General features: G+C 66.3%; 21 protein-coding genes. 4 read left to right on the top strand and 17 right to left on the bottom strand.

Going from position 1 to position 24,098, the window contains the following annotated elements; translation table 11 throughout:
* Window positions 1–136: 136 nt before the first annotated feature.
* Genes lolA through NFW30_RS08400 form a run of 3 tightly spaced genes read right to left on the bottom strand, consistent with a single transcriptional unit; the run spans window position 137 to window position 4,014 of the window.
* Window positions 137–757 (bottom strand): outer membrane lipoprotein chaperone LolA, encoded by a 621-nt coding sequence (gene lolA, locus NFW30_RS08410; RefSeq protein ID WP_295355168.1) that lies wholly within the window; start codon window positions 755–757, stop codon window positions 137–139.
* Window positions 754–3,282, bottom strand: coding sequence for a DNA translocase FtsK 4TM domain-containing protein (locus NFW30_RS08405; RefSeq protein ID WP_295355165.1), 2,529 nt, complete (start codon window positions 3,280–3,282; stop codon window positions 754–756). Before NFW30_RS08405 ends, lolA begins: the two co-directional genes overlap by 4 nt.
* Before the next feature lie 24 nt (window positions 3,283–3,306).
* Window positions 3,307–4,014 carry a cyclic nucleotide-binding domain-containing protein gene (locus NFW30_RS08400; RefSeq protein WP_295355163.1) on the bottom strand — a complete coding sequence of 236 codons (708 nt, stop codon included), beginning with the start codon at window positions 4,012–4,014 and terminating at the stop codon, window positions 3,307–3,309.
* A 162-nt stretch (window positions 4,015–4,176) separates the two neighbouring features.
* Between NFW30_RS08400 and trxB the strand changes: the two genes are divergently transcribed.
* Both trxB and NFW30_RS08390 read left to right on the top strand, forming a co-directional pair.
* A complete protein-coding gene (gene trxB / locus NFW30_RS08395) occupies window positions 4,177–5,142 on the top strand; it encodes a thioredoxin-disulfide reductase (RefSeq protein ID WP_295355161.1) in 966 nt (321 codons plus the stop codon).
* Window positions 5,143–5,210: 68 nt separating this feature from the next.
* Window positions 5,211–5,765 (top strand): Smr/MutS family protein, encoded by a 555-nt coding sequence (locus NFW30_RS08390; protein ID WP_295355159.1) that lies wholly within the window; start codon window positions 5,211–5,213, stop codon window positions 5,763–5,765.
* Between the two features lie 68 nt (window positions 5,766–5,833).
* Here the strand turns inward: NFW30_RS08390 and NFW30_RS08385 are convergent, their stop codons facing one another.
* From NFW30_RS08385 to NFW30_RS08360, 6 genes are all read right to left on the bottom strand, one after another.
* Entirely contained in the window at window positions 5,834–6,172 is a 339-nt protein-coding gene (locus NFW30_RS08385) for a P-II family nitrogen regulator (RefSeq protein ID WP_034940402.1), read from the bottom strand.
* Window positions 6,173–6,233: 61 nt separating this feature from the next.
* A complete protein-coding gene (locus tag NFW30_RS08380; protein WP_295355156.1) occupies window positions 6,234–7,844 on the bottom strand; it encodes an NAD+ synthase in 1,611 nt (536 codons plus the stop codon).
* A 65-nt stretch (window positions 7,845–7,909) separates the two neighbouring features.
* A complete protein-coding gene (gene ppa, locus NFW30_RS08375) occupies window positions 7,910–8,458 on the bottom strand; it encodes an inorganic diphosphatase (RefSeq protein ID WP_295355154.1) in 549 nt (182 codons plus the stop codon).
* Between the two features lie 45 nt (window positions 8,459–8,503).
* Entirely contained in the window at window positions 8,504–9,376 is an 873-nt protein-coding gene (locus NFW30_RS08370) for an alpha/beta hydrolase (protein WP_295371990.1), read from the bottom strand.
* Between the two features lie 91 nt (window positions 9,377–9,467).
* On the bottom strand, window positions 9,468–10,088 hold the full coding sequence (locus tag NFW30_RS08365; protein WP_295355151.1) for a glutathione S-transferase family protein: 621 nt from the start codon (window positions 10,086–10,088) through the stop codon (window positions 9,468–9,470).
* 70 nt (window positions 10,089–10,158) lie between these two features.
* Window positions 10,159–10,866: a glutathione S-transferase N-terminal domain-containing protein gene (locus NFW30_RS08360; RefSeq protein WP_295355149.1), complete on the bottom strand. Its 708-nt coding sequence runs from the start codon at window positions 10,864–10,866 to the stop codon at window positions 10,159–10,161.
* Between the two features lie 264 nt (window positions 10,867–11,130).
* Between NFW30_RS08360 and NFW30_RS08355 the strand changes: the two genes are divergently transcribed.
* Window positions 11,131–13,719: a PHB depolymerase family esterase gene (locus NFW30_RS08355; RefSeq protein ID WP_295355147.1), complete on the top strand. Its 2,589-nt coding sequence runs from the start codon at window positions 11,131–11,133 to the stop codon at window positions 13,717–13,719.
* Window positions 13,720–13,825: 106 nt separating this feature from the next.
* Here the strand turns inward: NFW30_RS08355 and NFW30_RS08350 are convergent, their stop codons facing one another.
* On the bottom strand, window positions 13,826–14,602 hold the full coding sequence (locus tag NFW30_RS08350) for an enoyl-CoA hydratase (protein WP_295355145.1): 777 nt from the start codon (window positions 14,600–14,602) through the stop codon (window positions 13,826–13,828).
* A 139-nt stretch (window positions 14,603–14,741) separates the two neighbouring features.
* Complete coding sequence (locus tag NFW30_RS08345; protein WP_295355143.1) at window positions 14,742–16,208, bottom strand: metal transporter; 1,467 nt, start codon at window positions 16,206–16,208, stop codon at window positions 14,742–14,744.
* Between the two features lie 572 nt (window positions 16,209–16,780).
* On the opposite strand from NFW30_RS08345, the gene NFW30_RS08340 reads away from it, so the two are divergent.
* Window positions 16,781–18,316, top strand: coding sequence for an AMP-binding protein (locus tag NFW30_RS08340; RefSeq protein ID WP_295371987.1), 1,536 nt, complete (start codon window positions 16,781–16,783; stop codon window positions 18,314–18,316).
* Window positions 18,317–18,329: 13 nt separating this feature from the next.
* On the opposite strand, the gene NFW30_RS08335 is transcribed toward NFW30_RS08340, so the two are convergent.
* The 6 genes from NFW30_RS08335 to ppk2 form a co-directional block, all read right to left on the bottom strand.
* A complete protein-coding gene (locus NFW30_RS08335) occupies window positions 18,330–19,007 on the bottom strand; it encodes a TIGR02453 family protein (RefSeq protein ID WP_295355139.1) in 678 nt (225 codons plus the stop codon).
* A 105-nt stretch (window positions 19,008–19,112) separates the two neighbouring features.
* Window positions 19,113–20,837, bottom strand: a complete 1,725-nt coding sequence (locus NFW30_RS08330; protein WP_295355137.1) for a SulP family inorganic anion transporter — start codon at window positions 20,835–20,837, stop codon at window positions 19,113–19,115.
* The gene (locus NFW30_RS08325) at window positions 20,834–22,258 is read right to left on the bottom strand and encodes a DUF2252 domain-containing protein (protein ID WP_295355135.1); all 1,425 of its coding nucleotides are present in this window, start codon (window positions 22,256–22,258) and stop codon (window positions 20,834–20,836) included. Before NFW30_RS08325 ends, NFW30_RS08330 begins: the two co-directional genes overlap by 4 nt.
* Window positions 22,259–22,490: 232 nt before the next feature.
* Window positions 22,491–22,781, bottom strand: coding sequence for a YMGG-like glycine zipper-containing protein (locus tag NFW30_RS08320; protein ID WP_295355133.1), 291 nt, complete (start codon window positions 22,779–22,781; stop codon window positions 22,491–22,493).
* A 52-nt stretch (window positions 22,782–22,833) separates the two neighbouring features.
* Complete coding sequence (locus tag NFW30_RS08315; RefSeq protein WP_295355131.1) at window positions 22,834–23,199, bottom strand: Rap1a/Tai family immunity protein; 366 nt, start codon at window positions 23,197–23,199, stop codon at window positions 22,834–22,836.
* A gap of 70 nt (window positions 23,200–23,269) precedes the next feature.
* On the bottom strand, window positions 23,270–24,040 hold the full coding sequence (ppk2, locus tag NFW30_RS08310; RefSeq protein ID WP_295355174.1) for a polyphosphate kinase 2: 771 nt from the start codon (window positions 24,038–24,040) through the stop codon (window positions 23,270–23,272).
* Window positions 24,041–24,098: the final 58 nt, after the last annotated feature.

The following is a 24,098-nucleotide window of genomic DNA, read 5'->3' as shown; positions in this document are numbered from 1 at the left end:
ACCAACGACCCCCACCATGTCAAGGTGGTGCTCTAACCAGCTGAGCTACGCGCCTTCATCAACGCCCAAGCCGCACGTGATTTCAGGAAAGTGCGCATTATACGGTGCCGCAACCTCAAGTCAACCCCGCAAACGCTCAGTCGCCCATCACGTCCGTGTTCGGCGGCGGCGTGAAGCGGAACAGCGACGGCGCCAGGCGGGGGTTGATCTCGACGCGCGAGAAGAGCAGCGTCGTCGTCTGGCCGAGGTTGTCGAGCAGTTCCATGGCGCGCAGTTCGTTGCCGGCGAAGCCGACGCGGACCTTCTCGAAGCCGCTGTCGGCTGCCCTGGGGGTGGCCTCCAGCCACTCGAGCCCGTCGCGCTCGCCCGCTTCGCGGAGACTGAAGTCGCGGTCGATCGTGCGCTCACCTGCGAGCAGCGAGGCGGGTGTTCCGCCGAGCGCGGCGCCGGCCTTGCGCACGGTGACCTGGCGCAGGTCCGGGTCGTGGATCGAGATCTTCGTGCCATCGCCGACGACCAACTGGCTGTAGGGTTTGTCGATCTGCCAGCGGAACCTGCCCGGCCGCCAGAACATCATGACGCCGCTGGACTTCTGCGGCACCCGACCATTGCGCGCGGCGACGGTCTGCGTGAAATCGGCGCGCAGCGTTCGCGTCGTGTCGAGGAATTGCTGCAACCTGTCGATCGCTGCGGCATGCGCCGCGCTGCTTACGGCCAGGGTGCAGATCGCCAGGCAGAGCGGCTGGCGCCAGATCATTCGTCGTCCTTGCGCGCGAGGACTTCGCGGCCGCCGCGCGCATCCATGGCAGAAACCAGACCGGCTTTTTCCATCGCCTCGATCAGGCGGGCGGAACGGTTGTAACCGATCCGCAGGTGCCGCTGCACGAGCGAGATCGAAGCACGCCGGTTCTTCAATACCACCTCGACCGCCTGGTCATAGACGGGGTCAGCCTCGCCATCGGTCTCGATGCCACCGCCGTCGCCGGCGCCGGCATCGCCGTCCTCGTCGTCGCCGCCGGTGAGCACTGCGTCGATGTAATTCGGTGCCCCGGTCTTCTTCAGGTGGTCGACGACCCGGTGGACCTCCTCGTCGGCAACGAAGGCGCCATGCACACGTGTCGGGTAGCCGGTGCCGGGAGCCAGATAGAGCATGTCGCCCTGGCCGAGCAGGGTCTCGGCGCCCATCTGGTCGAGGATCGTTCGCGAGTCGATCTTCGACGAGACCTGGAACGAGATGCGCGTCGGGATGTTGGCCTTGATCAGGCCGGTGATGACGTCGACGGATGGGCGCTGCGTCGCGAGAATCAGGTGAACCCCTGCGGCACGGGCTTTCTGCGCGAGGCGGGCGATGAGCTGTTCGACGGTCTTGCCGGCGACCATCATCAGGTCCGCGAGTTCGTCGATGACAACGACGATGTAGGGCAGGGCGCTCAGCGGTTCGGGCGAGTCCGGGGTCAGCGACACCGGATTGGTGATCCTTTCGCCATGCCGCGCGGCATCGCGAATGCGATGGTTGAGACCGGCGATGTTGCGCACTCCCATGGCGGACATCAGCTTGTAGCGCTTCTCCATCTCGCCGACGCACCAGTTGAGCGCGTTGGCGGCCTGTTTCATGTCCACCACGACCGGTGCGAGCAGGTGCGGAATGCCCTCGTAGATCGACAGTTCGAGCATCTTCGGGTCGACCAGGATGAGCCGCACCTGGTCCGGCTCCGACTTGTAGAGCAGCGACAGGATCATCGCATTGATGCCGACGGACTTGCCCGAACCGGTCGTTCCAGCCACCAGCAGGTGCGGCATCTTTGCCAGGTCGACGACCAGCGGCTGGCCACCGATGTCCTTGCCGAGAGTCATCGTCAATGGCGAGTTCATGTCGCTGTATTCCCTGCTGGAAATGATCTCCAGCAGGCGAACCGTCTGTCGCTTCGGGTTCGGCAGCTCGAGCGCCATCGACGACTTGCCGGGCACGGTCTCCACCACGCGCACCGAAACCAGCGACAGCGAGCGCGCCAGATCCTTGGCCAGGTTGAGGATCTGGGCGCCCTTGACGCCGATCGCCGGCTCGATCTCGTAGCGCGTGATGACCGGCCCCGGGTAGGCGGCGGTGACGGCGACCTGGACGCCGAAGTCGGCGAGCTTGCGTTCGATGAGCCGCGAGGTGTACTCGACGGTCTCCGGGCTGACGCGGCCGCTCTGCAATGGCGCCGGTTCCAGCAGGTGCAACGGTGGCAGCATGCCGCCTTCGACCGCCTCCGGAAACAGCGGGGGCTGCTTCTCGCGGTCGATCCGCTTCTCGACTTTCACCGGCAATACGCGCGTGGCGGGCACTGCGGCTTCGCGCGGGGCGACGGGTGCCTCCGCTTCCGCGCTCGGCGGCGGCGCGCTTGCCGCGTCGCTCAGGAAGGGCTCGGTTGGCTGGCCATCGTCGGTTGCATCGGTCGCCAGCTTGCCGAGCACGGGCTCGACCGCCGCGTCGCGAGCGGCGCCCCGGGTCGTTCGTGATGCCGTGCGGGAGGTGGCGGGCGGCTTCTCGGCCGCCGCCCCCTCATGGCCCTCGCCACGCTGTTTCTCCAGTTCGACCACGGCTTCGCGCTCGCGCGCCACCTCGCGGCCGATGCGCCGATCCTGCCAGCGTCCGTAGAGGTTGTGGATCGCCAGCAGCAGGCGCTCGAAGAGCGTCCCGACCCGTTCCGCGGCGGTGATCCACGACATGCCGGAAAAGATGCTCCAGCCGAGCAGCAGCATCGCCACCAGGGCCAGGGTGGCTCCCGTGTAGCCGAGGTAGCGCACCGCGAAGGCGCCCAGCTCGATGCCGATGATGCCACCGGGGCCGACCGGCAGGTTGGCCTTGAGGGTGTAGAAGCGAAGTGTCTCGAGGCCGCTGCTGGCAACGATGAGGACGACGAACCCGGCGAGCGAGATCAGCAGCGGGCGTCGGTCGCCGGCGTGCTGCCCTTCCAGCCGGCGGTAGCCCCAGCCGACCGTGATCAGCAGGAGGAGGATCAACCACCATGCGGAGAGGCCGAAGAGGTAGAGCAGCAGGTCGGCGAGCCAGGCGCCGCTGCGCCCGGCCGGGTTGTGCAGCGTGCTGCTGTGTACGGCGTGCGACCAGCCGGGATCGGCCCGGTTGTAACCCCAGAGCGAGAGGGCGATGAAGCTGGCGACAACGATCAGGACGAGCCAGCGCGATTCGCGCAGCAGGACGGCGATCTTCTCCGGCAGCGGACTCGCTGTTCGGGACGGGTAGGGAATCCTGCTGCCGAGTTTGCTCAACAATGCCATTGCCGGGTTCTGCAAGAAATTCCGTCAGGAGCGCTGGGCGCTGATCGAAGCGGGCGATCGCTTGTCGAGAATGACCGTGCGACCTTCCTCGACACGAAAATAGCCCCGGTTCTCGAGGTCCTTCATGACGCGGCTGACCATCTCGCGCGAGGCACCGATCATCTTGGCGATATCCTGTTTCGTCACCCGGCGCCGGATGACGCGCTGCCCGCGCTCTTCCTCGGAGAAATCGAGCAGCAGCTTGGCGACGCGGCCGTACACGTCGAGCAACGCTAGGCTCTCGATGTTGCGGTCGGCCTCGCGCAACCGCTGCACCAGGCTCTTCATGATGTTCAGGCAGAGGTCGAAGTTCTCCGCCAGGCAGCGCTTGAAGTCACCCTTGGTGATCACCAGCAGCTCGCAGGCTTCGGTGGCGACGACGTCCGCCGACCGTGGGCTGCCGTCGATCAGGCCCATTTCGCCAAAGAACTCGCCGGGGCCAAGCAGGGTCAGGATCACTTCGCGGCCCTCTTCGTCACTGTTGAGTACCTTGGCGCCACCGCTGATCAGGACGTAGAGGGAGTCCGTGCTGTCGCCGGCACGAACGATCGTCGTCTGGCGCGCGACCCGGCGGTGAAAGGCAACCTTGGCGATCTGCTCGAGCTGGGAATCGGGGACTCCGGCAAAAATCGGGATGCTGTGCAGCAGGGTGAGACTGGGGCCTCTCCTGGGCTGCTCGACCTGAGTGTTCATGGGCGATTCTTCCGTCAAGTGATGTGATTTCTATCAAGGGCTTGCAGGCCGATTATAAGGCACTTTGCAGGGTCCCGACGTTAACCGGTCTTCGCGACGGGAGCAGACCGACGAGCGATGGCGGTTATAATTTTTGCTGACTCATCCGGAGAGTGACCCATCATGAACCAAGCAACCCGCCACTGCCGCCTGCTGATCCTGGGCTCTGGCCCCGCCGGCTACACTGCCGCGGTCTATGCCGCACGTGCCAACCTGAAGCCGGTGCTGGTCACCGGCATGGCACAGGGCGGGCAGTTGATGACGACGACCGACGTCGACAACTGGCCGGCCGACGCGCAGGGCGTCCAGGGACCGGAATTGATGCAGCGCTTCGAAGAGCACGCCCGACGCTTCGAGACCGAGATCGTCTTCGACCACATCCACACGGCGCACGTCAGCGAACGGCCATTCACGCTCGTCGGCGACATGGCGAGCTACACCTGCGACGCGTTGATCATCGCGACCGGCGCGTCGGCGCAGTATCTGGGCCTGCCGTCCGAGGAGGTCTTTGCCGGTCGCGGGGTGTCGGCCTGCGCGACCTGCGACGGTTTCTTCTACCGCGGGCAAGCGGTGGCGGTCATCGGTGGCGGCAACACCGCCGTCGAGGAAGCGCTGTATCTGGCCAACATCGCCAGTCACGTGACGCTGGTGCACCGGCGTGACCGCTTGCGCAGCGAGAAGATCCTGCAGGACAAGCTGTTCGCCCGGGAAAAGGCGGGCAAGGTGACGATTCGCTGGAACTGCACCCTCGACGAGGTCCTCGGCGACCAGTCCGGGGTAACCGGCATCCGCATACGCAGCACGCTGACGAACACGACCGAAGACCTGCCGCTGCTGGGTGTCTTCATCGCCATCGGCCACAAGCCGAACACCGAGCTTTTTGCCGGTCAGTTGGCGATGGAAGGCGGTTACCTGCTGACGCAGGGCGGACACCAGGGTAACGCCACAGCGACTTCGGTCGCCGGTGTCTTCGCCGCGGGCGACGTGCAGGACCACATCTACCGCCAGGCGTGCACCTCCGCCGGCAGCGGCTGCATGGCGGCGCTCGACGCCGAGCGCTATCTCGACGGTCTCGGTCTGGCGGGCTGACCTCTCGCCTGCGCCGTCGCCCGGTAGTGCGCGCAGCTTCGCCAGAGGCATGGGGAGCGAGGCAGGCAATGAGTCAGTTCAGCCGTCACACTACGGAGGACCTGGCAGCCTTCCTCGCCGCCGTGGACGGTGCGCGGCCGCTGCGCAAGCCCGACCGGGTCAGTCTCGATGGGCCGAAACCGAGTCCGCGGCCGCGACAGCGCGAGATGGACGAAGCGGCCGTACTCGGCGAACTCCTGCAGGGTGCGGTGGCCATCGATGACTGGCTCGATCTCGGTGGCGCCGACTCATTCCTGCGCTGCGGCGTGCCGCGCGGCGTATTGCGCGATCTGCGGCGCGGCCGCTGGAGCATTCAGGACCACATCGACCTGCACGGACTGAACCGGCAGCAGGCGCATGCCGAGGTGGCGCGTTTCGTTGCCGAGGCACGGAGTACGGGCAAGCGTTGCCTGCGCATCGTGCATGGGCGCGGTCACGGCTCGCCGGGGCGCGAAGCGATCCTTCGGCAACTGGTCAAGACCTGGCTGGGTCGCCACCGGGATGTCCTCGCTTTCTGTCACGCGCCGCCGAGCGACGGCGGTGACGGCGCCCTGTGGGTGTTGCTGAAGGCTGGCCGTCGATAGGCCCGAACAGCAGCGGTTGAGGCGAAGCCGTTGCCACAGACGGGGTTGCGGCGCGGGGCCGCACCAGCTCAGATGGCCGACTCGTCGACCTCGCCGGTCCGGATGCGCACGACCTGCTCGACGTTGCTGACGAAAATCTTTCCGTCGCCGATCTTGCCCGTGCGTGCGGCCTTGACGATCGCATCGATGGCACCCTCGGCGGCGGAATCCGTGACGACGACTTCGATCTTCACTTTTGGCAGGAAATCGACCACATACTCCGCTCCGCGATAGAGTTCGGTGTGGCCCTTCTGGCGGCCGAAGCCCTTGACCTCGGTGACGGTCAGGCCGGTGACGCCGATTTCGGACAATGCCTCACGGACCTCGTCGAGCTTGAACGGTTTGATGATCGCTTCAATTTTCTTCATGGCGTCGTCTCCTGGAAAGATGGCAAGGAAATCCTATCAGAAATCGTCGAACCACAAGTGATCAGTAGGGGTCACGATAGCGGTTGGTGATCGGGTAACGCCAGTCCTTGCCGAAACCGCGCTGCGTGACGCGGATGCCGACCGGGGCCTGGCGGCGCTTGTACTCGCTGATCTTCAGCAGGTGGACGACCCGTCGCACATCGGCTTCGGCAAAGCCCTGGGCAACGATCTGGCGCGGGCTGAGGTCCTTCTCCATGTAGGCCTCGACGATGGCGTCGAGTACTGCGTAGGGCGGCAGGCTGTCCTGGTCGGTCTGGTCGGGCTTCAGCTCGGCCGATGGCGGGCGGCTGATGATCCGTTCGGGAATGACATGTGAACAGGTATTGCGCCAGCGCGAGATGCGGTAGACGAGAGTCTTGACGATGTCCTTGATGACCGCGAAGCCGCCGGCCATGTCGCCATAGAGGGTGCAGTAGCCGACCGCCATTTCCGACTTGTTGCCGGTCGTCAGCACCAGCGAACCCGTCTTGTTCGACAGGGCCATGAGGATCATGCCGCGAATCCGCGCCTGCAGGTTCTCCTCGGTCGTGTCGGCCGGCAGGCCGGCGAACTGGGCCTCGAGCATGCCCGCCAGGGTGTGCATCGCCGGTTCGATGGCGATCTCGTCGTAGCGCACACCGAGCAGGCGCACCATCTCGCGTGCTTCGCTGAGGCTCAGTTCGGCCGTATAGGGGGATGGCATCATCACTGCCCGCACCTTGTCCGCACCCAGCGCATCGACGGCAACGCAGAGGGTGAGCGCCGAGTCGATGCCGCCGGAGAGGCCGATGATGGCACCGGGGAAGCCGTTCTTGCCGAGGTAGTCGCGCACGCCGAGGACCAGCGCCTGGTAGATTTCGGCCTCCTGGCAGGGCGGGGTGACGATGGTCGCCGGCTGCGGCTCGCCATCGACGAAGTCGACGATCCCCAGAGCCTCCTCGAACTGCGGCAACTGGCAGCAGAGCTTCCCGCGCGAGTCGAGGACGAACGAGCCGCCGTCGAAGACCAGTTCATCCTGGCCACCGGCGAGATTGGCGTAGACGACCGGCAAGCCGGTGCTGCTGATCCGCTGCCGCAGGACCTCGGTGCGCCGCTCGCGCTTGCCGATGTGGTAGGGCGAGGCGTTGAGGACGAGCAGCACGTCGGCGCCAGCCTCGCGGGCCAGGTCGGCCGCGCCGGCTTCCCAGACGTCGGCGCAGATATTGACGCCACAGCGCAGGCCGTTCAGCGTCAGCACGCAGGGTGCGTCACCCGAATCGAAGTAGCGCTCCTCGTCGAAGACCTCGTAACTGGGCAGCCGCTGCTTGTAGTAGGTGGCGACCCGGTGGCCGCCGCGGAGCAGTGTGGCTGCATTGTAGCGCTTTCCGTCGCGCTGCTCGGGGTGGCCGACGAGAACGGCGATGTCGGGTAGTTCATCGGCGAGCACCATCAGTTCGCTGTCGCAGGCGCTGCAGAAGTCGTCGCGCAGCAGGAGATCTTCGGGTGGGTAACCGCACAGTGCGAGTTCCGGCGTCAGCAGCAGGTCGGCGTTCTGCTGTCGGGCGCGGCGGGCAAATTCGACGATGCGCGCGCGGTTGCCGCTGAAGTCGCCGACCGTGGCGTTGATCTGGGCAATGGCAATTCGTGCTGACATCTGGATGGCTCCCGGCAAAAGGGGCGCTCGCGCGCCCCTCCATTGGAGATGCGGCGTGCAAGGATCTAGAACGCCGGCTTTTCCTTCGCCTGGGCGTAGGCCTTCACGCCGTCCATGATCTCCTTCTTGGCTTCGTCAGAGCCGAGCCAGCCGACTATCTTGACGAACTTGCCGCGCTCGAGATCCTTGTAATGGGCGAAGAAATGGGCAATCTGGTCGAGGACGATCTGCGGAAAGTCGCGCGGCGACTCGATGTCGCGATACATTGGCGTCAGGCTGTCCACGGGAACGGCGAGGAGCTTGCCGTCTGGGCCGGCCTCGTCCTCCATCGCCAGCAGGCCGATCGGTCGGCAGCGAACGACGACTCCGGGCGGCAGGGCAAACTGCGCCACCACCAGCACGTCGACCGGGTCGCCGTCGCCGGCGATGGTGTGCGGAATGTAGCCATAGTTGCAGGGATAGTGCATGGCGGTCGCCATGAAGCGGTCAACGAAGACCGCCCCACTCTCCTTGTCCACCTCGTACTTCACCGGATCGGAATGCATCGGAATCTCGATGATGACGTTGAAATCATTGGGAAGCGACTTGCCTGAGGGCACGCGATCCAGGCCCATGTTCGTGATCTCTCTGCTGTTGGTCGGAGCCCCGATTATACGCCGCTAGCCGACCCCGGCACCATTCACCCCGACGCCGTGTCCGTTCGTCCCGGCGGCTACCGTCGCCGTCGGGGCAGTCGCAGCGAGACGCTGCAGCCAGCCGAGGATGCGCGCGGCACAGCTCCGCCAATGGTGATCGAGGATCATCGCGTGCCCGGCGCCCGGGATGATCTCGAGTTCGGCCTGCCAGCGGCGGGCGACGCGGCGGACCTGGTGCGGCGGAAAGACCATGTCCAGTTCGCCGCCAAGCACCAGGACGGGTCGTCGGCAAGGCCGCCGCGGCCAGTGCCAGCCCAGCATTGCCATGTCGGCGATGGCGCGGGCGGACTCCGGCTGCACGATCGCCGTCAGTTGCAGCAGTTCTTCGGGCTCGGTTGCCGGCGTGAAGTAGATGTCGCGCAGGAGGCGCAGTCCTTCCTCGTCGCAGACACCGCTGCTCATGCGTGCCACGGCAGCGATGAATCCCGGGTGGCGCAGGAACAGGCTGATGGATGACTCGAGCGTCCCGCCTGGCGGTACCGGCGACATCAGGACCGCGGCCTCGGCCAGCGACCCCTCGAGCAAGCGCTCGGCGAGGAGGGCGCCCATCGAGTGGCCGATGACCACTGGCCGGCTGCCCAGTTCTTCGACCACTGGCTTGAGCGCGGCGAGGTAGTCGTCGAGGCCAAGCCGGTCGAGACACTCGCGCCCCTCGCTGCGGCCGTGTCCGGGCAGGTCGACTGCGTGGCAGTCGTAGCCGCGGCTGGCGAAGCAGGAGAGGAAGTTCGGCTGCCAGCATCTCGCGTCCACGTAGCCGCCATGCAGGAAGAGCAGCGGCGGGCAGCGGGCCGGCGTGGCTGCCGGCTGCCGCAGGATGTGCAGGTCGTATCGGGTCATCGCTATCGTCCGTTGGGTCGGCTGGGTCAGCATGCGTCCGGCGTCTGTCGTTGGGCGCGAGGAGCGGCAGACGGGCGGATGCCGGTGTCGGTCACGAGCTGGCGCTGGAGCGTGCGGCGATACGGTCGCGCCACGCCTGCAGATGGCTCATGTCTTCCTCTCCGGGCTGGAAGCGCATCAGGCCGCGCGCAAACTCGATGGCGCAGAAAGCGGTGATGTCGGCAATGGTGAAGCGGTTGCCGGCAACGAAGGACTGCTGCTCGAGCGCGCCATCGAGCCAGCGCGCGACTTCGCGCAGCTTCTCACCCTGCGAACGGCCAAAGTCCGGAAACTGCGGTTGTTCGAGCGGCGCCAATCCGGGGTGGCAGTGGCGGATCCAGTTGGCGATGCAGCCGAAGAGATAGAACTCGACCCGCCGGTCGGCCATTTCGATGAAGGCACGTTCGGCGAAATCGCGACCCATCAGGTTGGGGTCCGGTGCCAGTCCCTCGAGGTAGGTGCAGATCGCCCGCGACTCGCCGAGCGTGCGGCCGTCGTCGAGTTCCAGGGCGGGCACCTTGGCGAGGGGACTGCGTGCACGAAAGGCTGCCTGAAGATGCTCGCCCCGAGACAGGTCGACGAGTTCCGTCTCGATTCCCTGCAGGCCCTTCTCGGCAATGAACATCAGGACGCGGCGCGGATTGGGGGCACGCGCTGAGATGAAAAGTTTCATGGGTTCCTCGCAAGACTTTGGGCAACCGGTGGCAAAGGGCAACTCCTGGCGACAAGACGGTCGTCCGGCATCAGCCGCCAGGCCGCGGCGGCTGGCCCATATCGACCATCTGGCGGGCTTCCTCGACGAAGCGCCGGGACTCCTCATCACTGGCGTCGCGGTTGATCGGCGAGGGTGGTGTGTTGATTCCCTTCTGCACTGCCGGTCGCGCGCGAATGCGCTCCAGCCAGCGCAGCAGGTGTGGCAGGTCGTCGACTTCGACGCCGGACCAGCGATGCGTTCGCACCCAGGCCCAGTTGGCTATGTCGGCGATCGAGTAGTCGCCGGCGAGGAACTCGTTGTCACGCAGATGGCCGTCGAGGACCTGGAAGAGCCGACGGCATTCGCCCTGGTAACGATCGATCGCCGGCTGGATCTTCTCCGGCAGGTAGCGGAAGAAGACGTTTGCCTGGCCCATCATCGGGCCGACGCCGCCGATCTGGAACATCAGCCACTGCAGGACGCGCGAGCGGCCGCAGGCATCATCTGGCAGCAGGCGTCCGGTCTTCTCGGCGAGGTAGATCAGGATCGCGCCCGACTCGAAGACGACGAAATCGGCCGCCGCACGATCGATGATCGCCGGAATCCGGCCATTCGGGTTGATCGCCAGAAACCATGGCTGCTTCTGCTCTCGTTGCGCCAGATCGAGCGTGTGCACCGCATACGGCAGCGCCAGCTCTTCGAGGGCGATCGAGATCTTGTGGCCGTTCGGGGTCGCAGCAGTATAGAGATCGATCATCGTCTGGGCTCGGATGGTTTGCTTGGAGGAGGCTGCGTGGCTGCGTTCGGGCACCGGGGCTCGGCCATCCTAACAGAATCCTCGCGGCCGCAGGCGCCGGCGGACGTCTGCGAGCTTCCGCCGGATGGCGCGCAGCGTGTCGCGGCGACCTCTCACCGATGGTGTCTGTCACCAGGACGAGCCGGCAAGGGGATGTAAAAATGAAAACACTGCACTTACTAAAAAATGCGTGCAATAGCTCGCGAAGGGTGCTATCGTTGCTGCATGACGAACGGACTTGCACGCTACGAATTCAGCGAACGACTGGCCGACATTCTTGGTGAGTCGCGGCGCGATCTGCGCTTTCGCGTCACCTTGATGGTCACCGGTGGACTGGTGGCTCCTGGCCCAAGGGGTCGCGGCTCGCCGCCGGCGACGCCGCAGTACGCTGCGCAGTTGCTGCTCGGGGCGATGGCCGCGCCGCAGCAGTCGCAGACCATCGAGGCCATTCGCTGCTACGCCGACCTGCGGCCGACGCCGATCGCGCCGGGTGGCAGCACGCCACGGGTGCTTTTCGGGCCGGCGCTGTCGGCTGCCGGTAGCGAACCGCCGGTGTGCTGGATGGCCCTCGAGGGCCTGTCATTCGCCGACGCGCTGGCCGCTCTGCTTGAGCTCGCCAGCGCAGACGACACACGGGCACTCGTTGCCAGCGAATTGTTCGGCGTCTGGGTCAATCGTGGCTGTCCGGTTGCCTCGCTGCAGTTCAGCAGCTGGTGGCAGGGCCGCCGTGCCGTCGTCAGTCACAACTACGGCCTCAGCGGCGAATCGCCGCCGCCGGCCTGGCTTGATCCACAACGGGGCGGAACCGCCGACCCGGGTCTCTTTCACGCCGTCTTCCTGCCGGTCCGCAAACTGCTCGAGATCGGCATGCTCACCACCGTAACCGACAACAGGAGTAATCCGATGCTCAACAAACTGGGCCACAAGGTGGCCTCGATCGCCAGGATGGCACAACTCGCGGCGAAGACGCCGCATGGCAGCCGCTGGGAGAAGCTACTGACCGCCCTGGCCGCCGTACAGGCGTGGTCGGAACAGGTCGACCGGCAGGAGAGCCGGCTGCGCGAGGTCTCCGGCTTTGGCTCCAATCCCGGCGAACTGCGGATGTACGAGTACCTTCCCGCTGCGCTGCCGCCGCAGGCACCGCTGGTCGTCGTCCTGCACGGCTGCACGCAGAGCGCGGCTTCGTACAACAAGGGCAGCGGCTGGTCGACGCTCGCCGATCGTCACGGCTTTGCGCTCCTGCTGCCGCAGCAGCAATGGAACAACAACCCGCTGCGCTGCTTCAACTGGTTCAAGCCCGAGGATCTCGAGCGCAGCCAGGGCGAACCGGAGTCGATCCGGCAGATGGTCGAGCACATGCTGGCCTCCCACTCGCTCGACCGGCGTCGCATCTACGTCACCGGGACCTCTTCCGGCGGTGCGATGACGGCCGTGATGCTGGCGACGCATCCTGATCTCTTCGCCGGTGGCGCGGTGATCGCCGGTGTTCCGTATCGGGCGGCGAAGGGGATGCAGGAAGGGCTGGAGACGATCTTCCAGGGCCGCAACCTGGCGCCGGCCGAGTGGGGCGAGCGCGTGCGCGCGGCCTCGCCGCACCAGGGGCCGTGGCCGAGGCTGTCGGTCTGGCATGGCGATGCCGATACGGCAGTGAAGCCGGTCAACGCCGAAGAGCTGATCAAGCAGTGGAGCCACCTGCACGAACTGCCGTTGCAGCCGACACTGGAGATGAGCGTCAACGGCTACCCGCGCCGGGTCTGGCTTTCGCCCGCCGGTGAGGAGGTCATCGAGTCCTACACCATTACCGGCATGGCGCACGGCGCCGCGCTCGATCCCGGTCCGGCGCCGCACCAGTGCGGTACCGCGGCACCGTTCTTCAACGCCGTCGGGATTTCGTCGACGCATCGCATCGCCGACTTCTGGGGGCTGCTTGCCGAACTGCCGGTACAGGCGACGAACGAGGCGAAAGCAGCGGCAGCGGCGACGCCCGCGGATGGCGACGCGTCAGCTGGCGCAGCGGCAGCCGGGCAGGCGAGCCCGGCGTCGCTGGCCAGCCCCGGTTGCGCGCCGGAGCATGCAGCCCGCTCGGCACCGGAAGACGGCCACGGCACGGCGGGTCCGGAGCAGGGCGCCGGTAGGCGCCGGCCTTTGGGTCTCGACGTGCACGGCATCATTTCCGCTTCGCTGGAGGCTGCGGGCCTCCTCAAGAGTGGTACCACGGCCGGCCGTGCGGGCAGCGGCGCGCCGCTGGGCATCGACGTACCCGGGATCATCTCGACGGCGCTCGAGGCAGCAGGCGCGTTGAAGTCGGTCAGCCAGCGTGCCGCTGCGGCGACGACGCCGGCAGCACGGTTGCAGGCTGCCGGTTGGGAAGGCGACGGCTGGGATCTGCTGCGCGATGACCCGCGCGCGTTTCGCGGTGGTTCGACGCTCCACGGCCACGCTTCCTCTGGCGAGCGGGGTGCGCTCGGGCCGCACGCGCACTCGATCTCGCGCCGCATCGAACTGGGCCCGCGGCCCGAGTTGAGCTACCTGCGGCGACTCGATCTCAGCGCCGCGGTAAACGATTACACCAGTGCCAGCTTCCGCATACTGATCGACGGCATCGTCGTCGATGAGGTGACGGCGATCGGCATGCTGCACCAGGAGAGCGAGTGGTTGCGCCAGTCGGGCATCGACCTGGCGCGATTTGCCAATCGGACGGTGACGCTGACGCTCGAAGTCGCTGCCTATTCGAACACGTACAGCACCGTGCATGCCAGCGCCTGGGTCGAGCAGGTCGTGATCGAGGACGCTGTCGATCTGGCGCCCTGCTGAGCGCCGGGCAAACCGTCGCCGGCCGGGCGACGCCCGTCTGCGGGCGTGCCCGCCGGCGAAGTTGGCGGGGGGGCGACTGCCGGTGGCAGTGAACTGACTGCGGCGGTCAGCGGTTGCTGAAGACGGGCTTGCGCTTCTCGACGAAGGCTGCCATGCCCTCCTTCTGATCGTCGAGCGCGAACGCCGAGTGGAAGGTGCGGCGTTCGAAGAGCAGTCCCTCGGCGAGCGAGCTCTCATACGACCGGTTGATGCACTCCTTGATCATCAGCACGACCGGCAGCGAGAAGCTGGCGATCTTGCTGGCGGTCGCCATCGCCTCGTCGAGCAGCTTGTCGGCGGGAACGATGCGCGAAACGAGGCCGGCGCGTTCGGCCTCGACGGCGTCGATGTTGCGTGAGGCCAGGCACATTTCCATCGCCTTCGCCTTCGAGATCGCCCGCGGCAGGCGCTGCGTGCCGCCGGCACCCGGCAGGATGCCGAGGCGAACTTCCGGTTGCCCGAACTGCGCGGTATCGGCGGCCAGGATGATGTCACACATCATCGCCAGTTCGCAGCCACCGCCGAGAGCATAACCGGCGACGGCAGCGATCACGGGCTTGCGGCAGCTCTTCAGCGTGTCCCAGTTGCGGGTGATGAAGTCACCCTTGTAGGCCTCCATGTACGACAGAGACTGCATCACCGTGATGTCGGCGCCGGCAGCGAAGGCCTTGTCGGAACCGGTGATGACGATGGCGCCGATGTTCTCGTCAGCCTCGTAGCCTCGGAGGGCGTCGCCCAGTTCGTTCATCAGGTCATCGTTCAGGGCATTGAGCGCCTTTGGGCGGTTGAGCGTGATCAGGCCGACTTTGCCGCGTGTCTCGGTGATGATGTTGACGTAGGTCATGAGCAGGAAACTCCTGTGGTGGAATTTGCGAAAGGGGCGTGCAGCTCCCGTTCTCCGGCGGTCGGCACGGGAGCACTGTTGGCGTGCGGCCCCCGCCGTGTTCCGCGGCGGGGGCCGACAGGGATTGCCGGGAGGAGCTTCAGGAGATGTCCATCTGGAACTTGACCGGGCCGCGCACATCCTTTCCGTTGGCGTCCTTGAAGGCGCCGTTGACCGGCGACTTCTTGCCGTACGGGCTGGTCAGGATGGCGACGTGGCCGCCGAAGAAGGCGACCGACTCGAGGCCGTCCCAGCCCTCGAGGAACTTGTTGCCGGCGGTGGCGCAGGGCGGCGTGACGAGGTCGTCCTTGATCGCGTAGTTCTGGTACCACGGCACCTTGAGGTCGATCAGGTTCTTGATGTTGAGCGGCTTGTCGAACAGCTTGACCGGCAGCGTGCCGTCGTCGGCGATCGGATCCTGGAAGGTGTGCGAACTCATGTTGGCGATCGCCAGCGGCAGGTGTACGCGCTCCTTGAGCAGCCAGCGGAAGAGCGCGGCCGGCGTCTTGCCCGGGTTGAGGTCGGTGGCGCGCTGCAGCGAGGCCTGGTCGAGCACCTTGACCAGCGGCGACTCGCGGTCGATGGCGACGAAGCGCATGCCGAGGCTCAGCAGATAGCCATTGGCCACCTTGTTGCCGCTCGGCAGCGTCGTCGTGATGAAGTCATGGTGCATCGTCGGCATGCCGCTGATGGCGTCGCTGTAGGTGCCGTCGACCGGCGTCACGTTGGTGATCAGCGCGTCGCAGACGTCCTGCAGCTTGCCCGAGAGCACGTTCATCAGGCAGATGTAGCCACCCTGGCAGGTGCCGTTGAGGGTCACCTTCCTGCCACTGTTGAGCTCCATGACCTTGGCGCAGAGTTCTCGGGTCTGCTCGCAGTCCTGCTCCGGAGTCATCATCTGGACCTTCTCGACGGTCATGATGTCCTTGACGACGCGGACGTAGGTCGGGATGCCCTCGTTGGCGAAGGAGTGGCTGTAGCTCTTGTTCTCGTACGGCAGGAAGGACAGGATATGGACGCCGAGCATGTACGGCGGCACGAGGATCACCGGCTTGAGATCCTTGCGCACCTCGACGCCCTTCTTCAGCGGCAGGACCTGATAGAGCTCGAAGGCGTCGGTTTCATGCACCAGCTTGTAGTTCGAGGTGTTGAAGTGGAAGCCGAACTCGTCGGCGATCGCCTCGATCTGCTCGTTGAAGTTGGATACGGCTTCCATCACTTCGGCCTCACGCCGCATGTAGCCGCCGAGCTTCTCGCCTTCCGCGTTCATCACCGTGTTGAGGAAGGCGCGGGTCGCCTCCTCCATCTGGTCAAAGGCATAGTCGGCCATCTTGTCCTGCATGCCGGCAAGCCCCTTGCGCGCCATGCCGACGTTGTGCTCGAGGATTTCGAAAGTCTCCATCATGCTCAACGGATTGTCGCGGGCGGCGGTCATCGCGATGTGCGCGGCAATGAACAGGTTGTCGTTGAACTCGCTGACCTCTCGGTTCGAAGCGCGCATCATCGCCAGCGTATACCTCCACCAGCTCGTGGTGAAATCCGGCATTTCCCTTAGCAGTGCATTCATTTTTCCAACCTCCAGCAATTAGACGTGCTACCTGAGTCAAAAAAGAAGCGGCCCGCAGCGGGCCACCCGCGCTTACCCTGGTGCCGCCGTCAGGGCGGCCACCGATGTTTCACCGAATCCGCTTCCGTCGCTGCACCGGCGCCGCCTTCCGGCTGTCGCACGCACTGGTGGCGATGGCCAGCCGCGAGCACCATATCGACCTCGTACCTGCCGCTCGTTCGAGTACCCGCCATACGCCGTCGAGATCCGCTGCACGACGCCTCATTGCGCAGCGCACAATACATTCTACTCCTCTGCGCGGGATTTGTTCACCCGCTTTCGCGCCAGCTGTGGTGAGCGTCGATCCGGGGCACGCAAGAGGCGCTGCAGGGCCGTGGGACGGTCGTGTGGTGCATCGTGGAAGGGCTCGGCGGCAGTTTGCGACGACTCTGTGCCGGACTCTCGCGCGGTACCGGTGTTGGTGGGGATGCAGGCGATGTATAGTACATCCTTGTTGCGCTGCGATGGAGCTGCACGCCGGTGCCGGCAGGCAGCACAGGGATCCGCCGCAGCCTTGTCCAGGGGAGACGACGATGCTGCAACTTGCGACACTGGTCAGCCACCACGCGGCCTTCCGGCCCGATGAGACGGCGCTGGTCTTTGAAGACGAGCGTTTGAACTGGCGTGACTTCGCCGCCCGCGTCGACCGTTGTGCCCGCCTCCTGCAGTGGCTGGGCGTGCGTCGCGGCGACCGGGTGGCGACGGTTCTCGCCAACTGTCGCGAGTTGCTCGAGATCTACTGGGCGGTACCGGCGATCGGTGCCGTCCTGGTGCCGCTGAGCCCGCTGCTGCTGGCCTCAGGGCTGGCCAGCCTGCTGCGCGACGCCGGTGCCGTCTGCCTGTTCACACAGGACTCTCGGGTGCCGATGCTGCAGCAGGTGCGCGACGAGCTGCCGCATCTGCGCGCCGACCGCATCCTGCTCGTGGACGGGGCCGGTGGCGATTTCCCGGACTACCGGAGCCTGCTCGACAGCTGTCCTGAAGGCAGCCACCGCCCGGTGGCGGTTGCCCAGGACGAACTGTTCAACATCATGTATACCAGTGGCACCACCGGTCTGCCGAAAGGCATCATGCACAGCCACTTCGTGCGCGCGATGTACTGCACGCTGTTCGCGTCGGCATGGCGGATGCGGCCGGAGTCGGTCGTTCTGCATACCGGCGCGATCGTCTTCAACGGCGCCTTCGTCACCCTGATGCCCTGCTTCTATCTCGGTGCGCGCTACGTCCTGCAGCGCCAGTTCGACGCCGGCGAGGCGATCGAGATCATTGCCCGCGAACGCGTCACGCACACGATGATGGTGCCGGCGCAGATCATCGCGCTTCTCGACGCGCCGAACTTCTCGCCCGCGAAACTCGCCTCGCTGGAGATGATCCTCTCGCTCGGAGCGCCGCTCCATCAGGAACACAAGGATCAACTCAACCGCCTGCTGCCCGACCGCTTCTACGAACTCTATGGCCTGACCGAAGGATTCTGGACGATCCTCGACCGCACGCAGTCGCTGCGCAAGGCGGGATCGGTCGGTTCGCCGCCCTGCTTCTACGAGATGCGCATCGTGCGCGAGGACGGCAGCGACGCCGAAGCCGGCGAAGTCGGCGAGATCGTCGGTCGCGGCCCGTCACTGATGCTTGGCTATCATGGCCGTCCCGACCTCACCGATCAGGCGATCCGCGATGGCTGGCTGTACACGGGCGATCTCGGCTACGCGGACGGCGAGGGCTACCTCTACCTCGTCGACCGCAAGAAGGATATGATCGACAGTGGTGGCGTCAAGGTCTACCCGAAAGACATCGAGGAGGTCGCTGCCCGTCACCCGGCGATCAGCGAAGTCGCCGTTTTTGGCGTCGCGCACGAGAAGTGGGGCGAGACGCCGGTTGCCGCCGTCCTGCTGCGCGCCGGCGCGACCGCCACCGCGGCGGAACTGCGCGACTGGATCAACGCACGCGTCGGTGCGCGCTACCAGCGGCTGCATGCGGTCCAGATCATGGATGACTTCCCGCGCAACGCAGCCGGCAAGACGCTCAAGCGGGAGATGCGCGACGCGTATCAAGCCGTGCGACAGCATCCTTGATGGGCTCGTGCCCTCAAGTGTGGTGACGGTATGCTTCGTGGCAGAGGAAGTCGAGCAGCGGCATCGCGGCAGCGAAGCGCTGCGCGGCAAGGCTGACCAGTCCACCGGCGGTCGCTTCGGCGAAGGACAGCGGCGCCATCCCGATGAAGTCCTTGCGCCGGATGTCGTCGATCGCCGGATGGTCCGCCGCGTAGCCGCGTGGCGGTCGGCGCAGGCTGTCACCGGCGAGCGTCCAGTTTGCGGTGAACAGCGGGTCGTCGCGAACGGCGAACCAGAGCAAGGGGTGATCGGCGATGCGGGCGCGGATGCCGGTGAGCGTGCCGGGATCCGGGTGCCAGCACCCGGCAGCGAAAAAGCAGCCGTCGTTGGCGAGGTGCATGTAGAAAGCCGCTGCGTGGACGTCCGTGCCGAGCTCATGGCGGAACTGGATGCCGACGTTGGTCTTGTAGGGACGCTTGTCGCGGCTGAAGCGCGTGTCCCGGTGCATGCGCATCAGCGAGCCGCCCGTTGGCCTCGGGTCAGCGCGGTACTGTGGCGCAAAGCCCGCCAACGCGGGCGCCATCGCGGCGATGAAAGCGAGGGCTGGCGCGCGGACCAGCGCTTCGTAGCGCTCCCGATTGGCGGCGAACCAGGAACGCTCATTGTTGGCCGCCAGTTCGTCGAGGAAGGTGAAGGTGGCAGGGCTGAACATCGCGGGTTCTCCTCTCTGGCATTCTGGTTGGGGAAGCGGGTGCCTCTTGCCCGCATTCCTGCGCTTGCCGGGCGGCGGCAAAGACGATGCCGCAGGTCGTTGGCGTCAAGTGCTGCGGCGCGCGGTGAATTCGTCGACGACCTCGGCGACGCTGCTGCCGCGACCGAAGTCGCCGGCTCGCTCGTCGAGTCCCTCGGCGCGCAGAATGTCGCGCGCAGCCGCGTGCGCTGCCACCAGCCGCAGGCGGATTCCCGCCGCCCGCAGTTCGGCGTGCAGCGTGGCGAGCATGCGTGCGCCGGCGAGGTCGACGGTTGGCGAAGTGGACAGATCGAATACCGCCAGCGTCAGGGGCTCAGGGGTCGAGCGGATGCGCTGCCAGATGGCATCGCGCACATGCTCGACGTTGAAGTAGAGCAGGGCGGCCTCGACACGAAAGATTAGTGCACCGGGAACGAACAGGTTGTCCGGGTTGCGCTCGCCGTCGGAGTAGATGCGCGTTCCGGGAATGCGACCGAGGAAGGCGACGTGCGGGTGCGCCGCGCGCCGGATGAGCAGGAGAAGCGACACCAGGACGGCGACGATGACGCCCTTGAGAATGCCGAGCACCAGCACGGCGGCGAAGGCGACCATCGAGACGCCGAACTCGAAACGGCTGACTCGCCACACATGACGAAGTTCGGCGATATTGACCAGGCCCCTGACGGCAACCAGCACGATCGCTGCCAGAACCACGTTCGGCAGGTTGTGGAGCATCTCCGTCAGGTACAGCAGGCAGAGGCCGATCGTCGCCGAGGCGAAGACCAGCGCGAGCGGTGTGCGGGCGCCGGCCTTGTCGTTCACCGACGACTGCGAGAGGCCGCCAGCCACCGGGTAGGCCTGGAACAAGCCGGCAGCCAGGTTCGCCGCTCCCAGGCCAAGAAGTTCCTGCCGGGCATCGATCTCGTAGCCGCGCGCCTGCGCCAGGGCGCGGGCGGCAGACACGCTTTCGACGTAGGCCAGCAGCAGGCAGGCGAAGGCGAGCGGGATCACGCCGTCCACATCGCGCACGCGCAGGTCCGGCAGCTGGAAGTCGGGCAGCCCCTGTGGCAACGCGCCGACGATCTTGAAGCCGAGTTCGCCGAGCGGCGTCAGCGACAGCAGGATGATCGAGACGATCACCACGACGAGTGCGACGGGCCGCCCCGGCAGGAGTTTCTCCCCCAGCAGCAGCACGGCGAGTGCGGCAAGACCGAATGCGAGAACCGCCAGGTTGGTATCCGGGAGCTGCCCGGCAAGGGTGACGACGGACTCGAAGAAGCCGTGCCCGCCGCCCGGGACGCCGAACAGCTTGGGCAACTGCGTCATGGCGATCGTCAGCGCCGCGCCGGCCTTGAAGCCGAGCAGAATCGTCTCGCTGATGAAGTTGACCAGCGAACTGAGGCGAAACAGCCACGCCAGCACACACATCGCGGCGATGACCAGCGCCGTCAGGGCGGCGATGGACGCCCAGCGCCCTGGATCACCCTGCGCCAGACCGGCGACCGTGACGCCGACCAGCATCGAGATCGCCGAGGTGGGGCCAATCGCCAGTTGGCGTGACGAGCCGAACGGCGCGTAGAACAGTCCGCCGACCAGATAGCAGTAGATCCCGTACTGTGGCGGCAGCCCGGCGAGCGAGGCGTAGGCGAGCGACACCGGGATGCCGTAGGCCGCCAGCGTCACCCCAGCGATCGCGTCGTTCGCCAGCCACTTCTTCTGGTACGAGGCAAGCCACTGCGCCGGCGGAAAGAGCGCACGCCAGCCGGCACCCGGGGCATCTCGCGCCGGTCCCGAAGCGGCGCCCGGGCTCACGGACTTTCTTCGACCTGCGCCTCGAGTCGCCCTTCGCGGATTGCCTTGACGAAGGCTCGGTAGTCGCGCTGGTTCTGGTCGCTGTACTCGACGGCAAACTCGCAGATCGCGTCGTCGAAGATGGAACTGGAACCCATATAGCCGGCGATCAGCGCCGCGTCGCCCGAGCGCGCGTGCGCGCGCGCCAGCGCGCGCGCGCACAGCCGGCCATAGGTGGTCAGCAGGTTGATGTCCCAGCCTTCGACGATGGCGCTGATCTTGACGTCGCGCAACTGCCTGAAGTAGTAGTGCCGGCCGTTGCTTCCGGTCGTCCAGCCGAGGAAGACGTCGCTCGCCGCCTGCATCAGGCGTTGCCCGGCGACCACACGCTGGCCGTGATTGGCATGCACGCTCGCGCCGGCATGGGGCTCGAGCACCGATGCACGCGCCTCCTTGATCTGCAGGAACAGGGGATCATTGTCGGCGGCCATGAACAGCGCGACGAGGCACTGGGTGCCGACGCTGCCGACGCCGACGACCTTGACCGCCACGTCGCACAGGCGGAAACGGTCGAAGAGCACGCGCACGTGTTCGGGCAGCGACTCGCGGTACAGGGCGAGGGCTTCGCGGTACTGCGTGCGCATTCCCGGCGCCTGCTCCTCGTTGAGGTGGAAGATCAATGGCGGGTTGTCCCGGATCTTCGGCAGTGCCCCGTGGTGCTCGGCCAGCTTGAGGAACACGCTTTCGACCGCGCTCTGCTGGTGTGCCTTGGCGAGCCGTCTGGCGGCGAGCTTCCTGAACCTGGCATCGTTGCCGCTCATCTCGGCCAGCGCGCGCTGCAGCGGAATCCGGTCGTACCAGATCTCGAGCGCGCGCATCGAGGAATAATCGGCCATCCGCTCGCGGTACGCGCGCACCGCTGCCGTCGCCGCCCTTGCCGCCTCGCTCTCGTGCAGCTGCAGGTACTGTGCGGCGATGACGATGCTCGCCGTCAGTCGCTTGAGATCCCACTCCCAGGGCGCCGGCAGGGTTTCGTCGAGGTCATTGACGTCGAAGACCACCTGCCGTTCGGGTGTGGCAAAGCCGCCGAAGTTGAGCAGATGCGCGTCGCCGCAGGCCTGTACGCGCAGGCCGGAGGAGGGGGTGGACGCGAGGTCGGCTGCCATGATCCCGGCCGCACCACGGAAAAAGGTGAATGGCGACTGCAACATCCGGCCAAAGCGGATCGGCACCAGTTCGGGCATTCGCCCCTCGTTGGATGCGACCAGCAGCTCGATTGGATCGAACCGTTTCTTCGCTGGCTTCCAGCCGCCATGCGCCTCGCGCGCTACCGCGTCGCGCAGCGCGCTGCCCTGCGCACGGCGTTCCTGCGGCGAGAGGACGGCCGGCTGCGCAGCGGTGTCGGCACTCTCGATCCTGTCATCAGACTTGCCCTTCGCCATCTTGCCACTCCCATTCGTTGAACACGCTGCCAGATCGTTATGGTCTTCGCGCGTCGCGCGCGGCGAGACCCTGGCGGCAACCGGGCGCGGGCAGCCGCACGCCGGGGTCGGGTGTCACGGCGACAAGGCCCGGCCATCGTCCAGCGCAGCGACTCAGTGGTGACGAATGGTGCCCGCAACGAAACCACCGCTGTGACCAGAGCCGCAGCGCGCCGCCGCCTTGCCGTTGCGCTCAGTACTTCCTGGCTGGCGTCGCCTGCGCCTTGCCGGCCTGGACACCTTGCTGGTAAGCGCGCTGCTCTTTCTGTTTCTGCTGATCGTAGAGGTAGCCGCCGGCAGCACCGACCGCCGCACCGCCCGCCGCCCAGGCCCAGTCGCCGGTGGCGGCTCCGACCACCGCGCCGACACCGGTGCCGATCGCGGCACCGCTCAACGTGCGCTGCTCGGTCGAACTCATGTTGGCACAGCCGCCGATGGCGAGCATTCCCGCCAGCAGGGTAACGGCCATTGATCGCTGTTTCATCGTCATGCTCCTCTCGTCTGTCGTTTCATGACCGGTCTCCGTCCCCGCGGCGTCACTTGCGGCAGGGGAACTTCTCGCCGGCGAAGCGGAAGAGGGTGTCGATCGCGCCGGCGGACATCAGCTGCGGGCGGGCGTTGGCCCAGGCGACGAAGTCACTCGCCACCTGCGAGCGCTTGGGACTCGGGTCGGGCAGGCAGACGAAGCGATCGGCCGGCTGCGTCGCTGCGTCGTAGTAGCCGTAGGCGCCGGCCAGGACGCCGTGGCAGAAGGCGAGCGCCGTCGCGTGCTCGGGATCCGACGCCGGCACGCTGCACACCTTGACCAGCTCGCCGGCGTTGCGGATGCGGTATTGATCGGGTGGCACCGCGTGGGCGGTGGCGGTGAGGGTGGCAGCGGCGGCAAGAAGGGCAAGGCGCATGTTGGGAACCTCCGTTGGGCAAGGCGAGCGCGTCGGGTCGCCGGCAATTGCTGGTTTGCTCTGTACCTGGTCAGTAGGCTTCCGGAACGTACTTCAACGGCAGACCGGGATCCTCGTAGTCGCCTGGCTTCTGCCGCTTCGGAAGACTGATCTTCGGCTGCTTGACGACCTCGTACGGGATGCTGCCCAGCAGGTGCTTGATGATGTTGAGCCGCACGCGCTTCTTGTCGTCGGAGCGGGCGACGAACCACGGCGCCCAGTCGGTGTCGGTGGCGCTGAACATGTCGTCGCGGGCTCGCGAGTAGTCGTACCAGCGGCTGTATGACTTGAGGTCCATCGGTGACAGCTTCCACTGCTTGCGCGGGTCGGTGATGCGTTGCTCGATCCGCCTGGTCTGCTCGTCCATGTCGACCTCGAGCCAGTACTTGCGCAGGATGATCTGGTTGCCATCGACCATCAGCTTTTCGAACAGCGGTGCCAGACGCAGGAATCCCTGCACCTGCTCATCGCTGGCAAAGCCCATCACCCGTTCGACGCCGGCGCGGTTGTACCAGCTGCGGTCGAAGATCACCACCTCGCCGGCAGCCGGCAGGTGCGGCAGGTAGCGCTGGAGGTACATCTGCGTCTTCTCGCGCTCGGTCGGCGCCGGCAAGGCGACGACGCGGAAGATGCGCGGGCTGACGCGGCCGGTGATCGCCTTGATGGTGCCACCCTTGCCGGCGCCGTCGCGACCCTCGAAGACGATCACCACCTTGAGTCCCTTCTCGACCACCCAGCTCTGCAGGTGAACGAGCTCGGCCTCGAGCTTCTCGAGCTCCTTGTAGTACTCCTTCGACGACATCTTCCGGGGTGGCTGCGCAGGCGTTTCCGCTGTCGCCACTTCCTCTGCCGTTTCGGGC

It is taken from the genome of Accumulibacter sp. (genome assembly GCF_023806635.1).
Lineage (GTDB): Bacteria > Pseudomonadota > Gammaproteobacteria > Burkholderiales > Rhodocyclaceae > Accumulibacter.
This window is presented reverse-complemented; position numbering and strand designations above follow the sequence as displayed.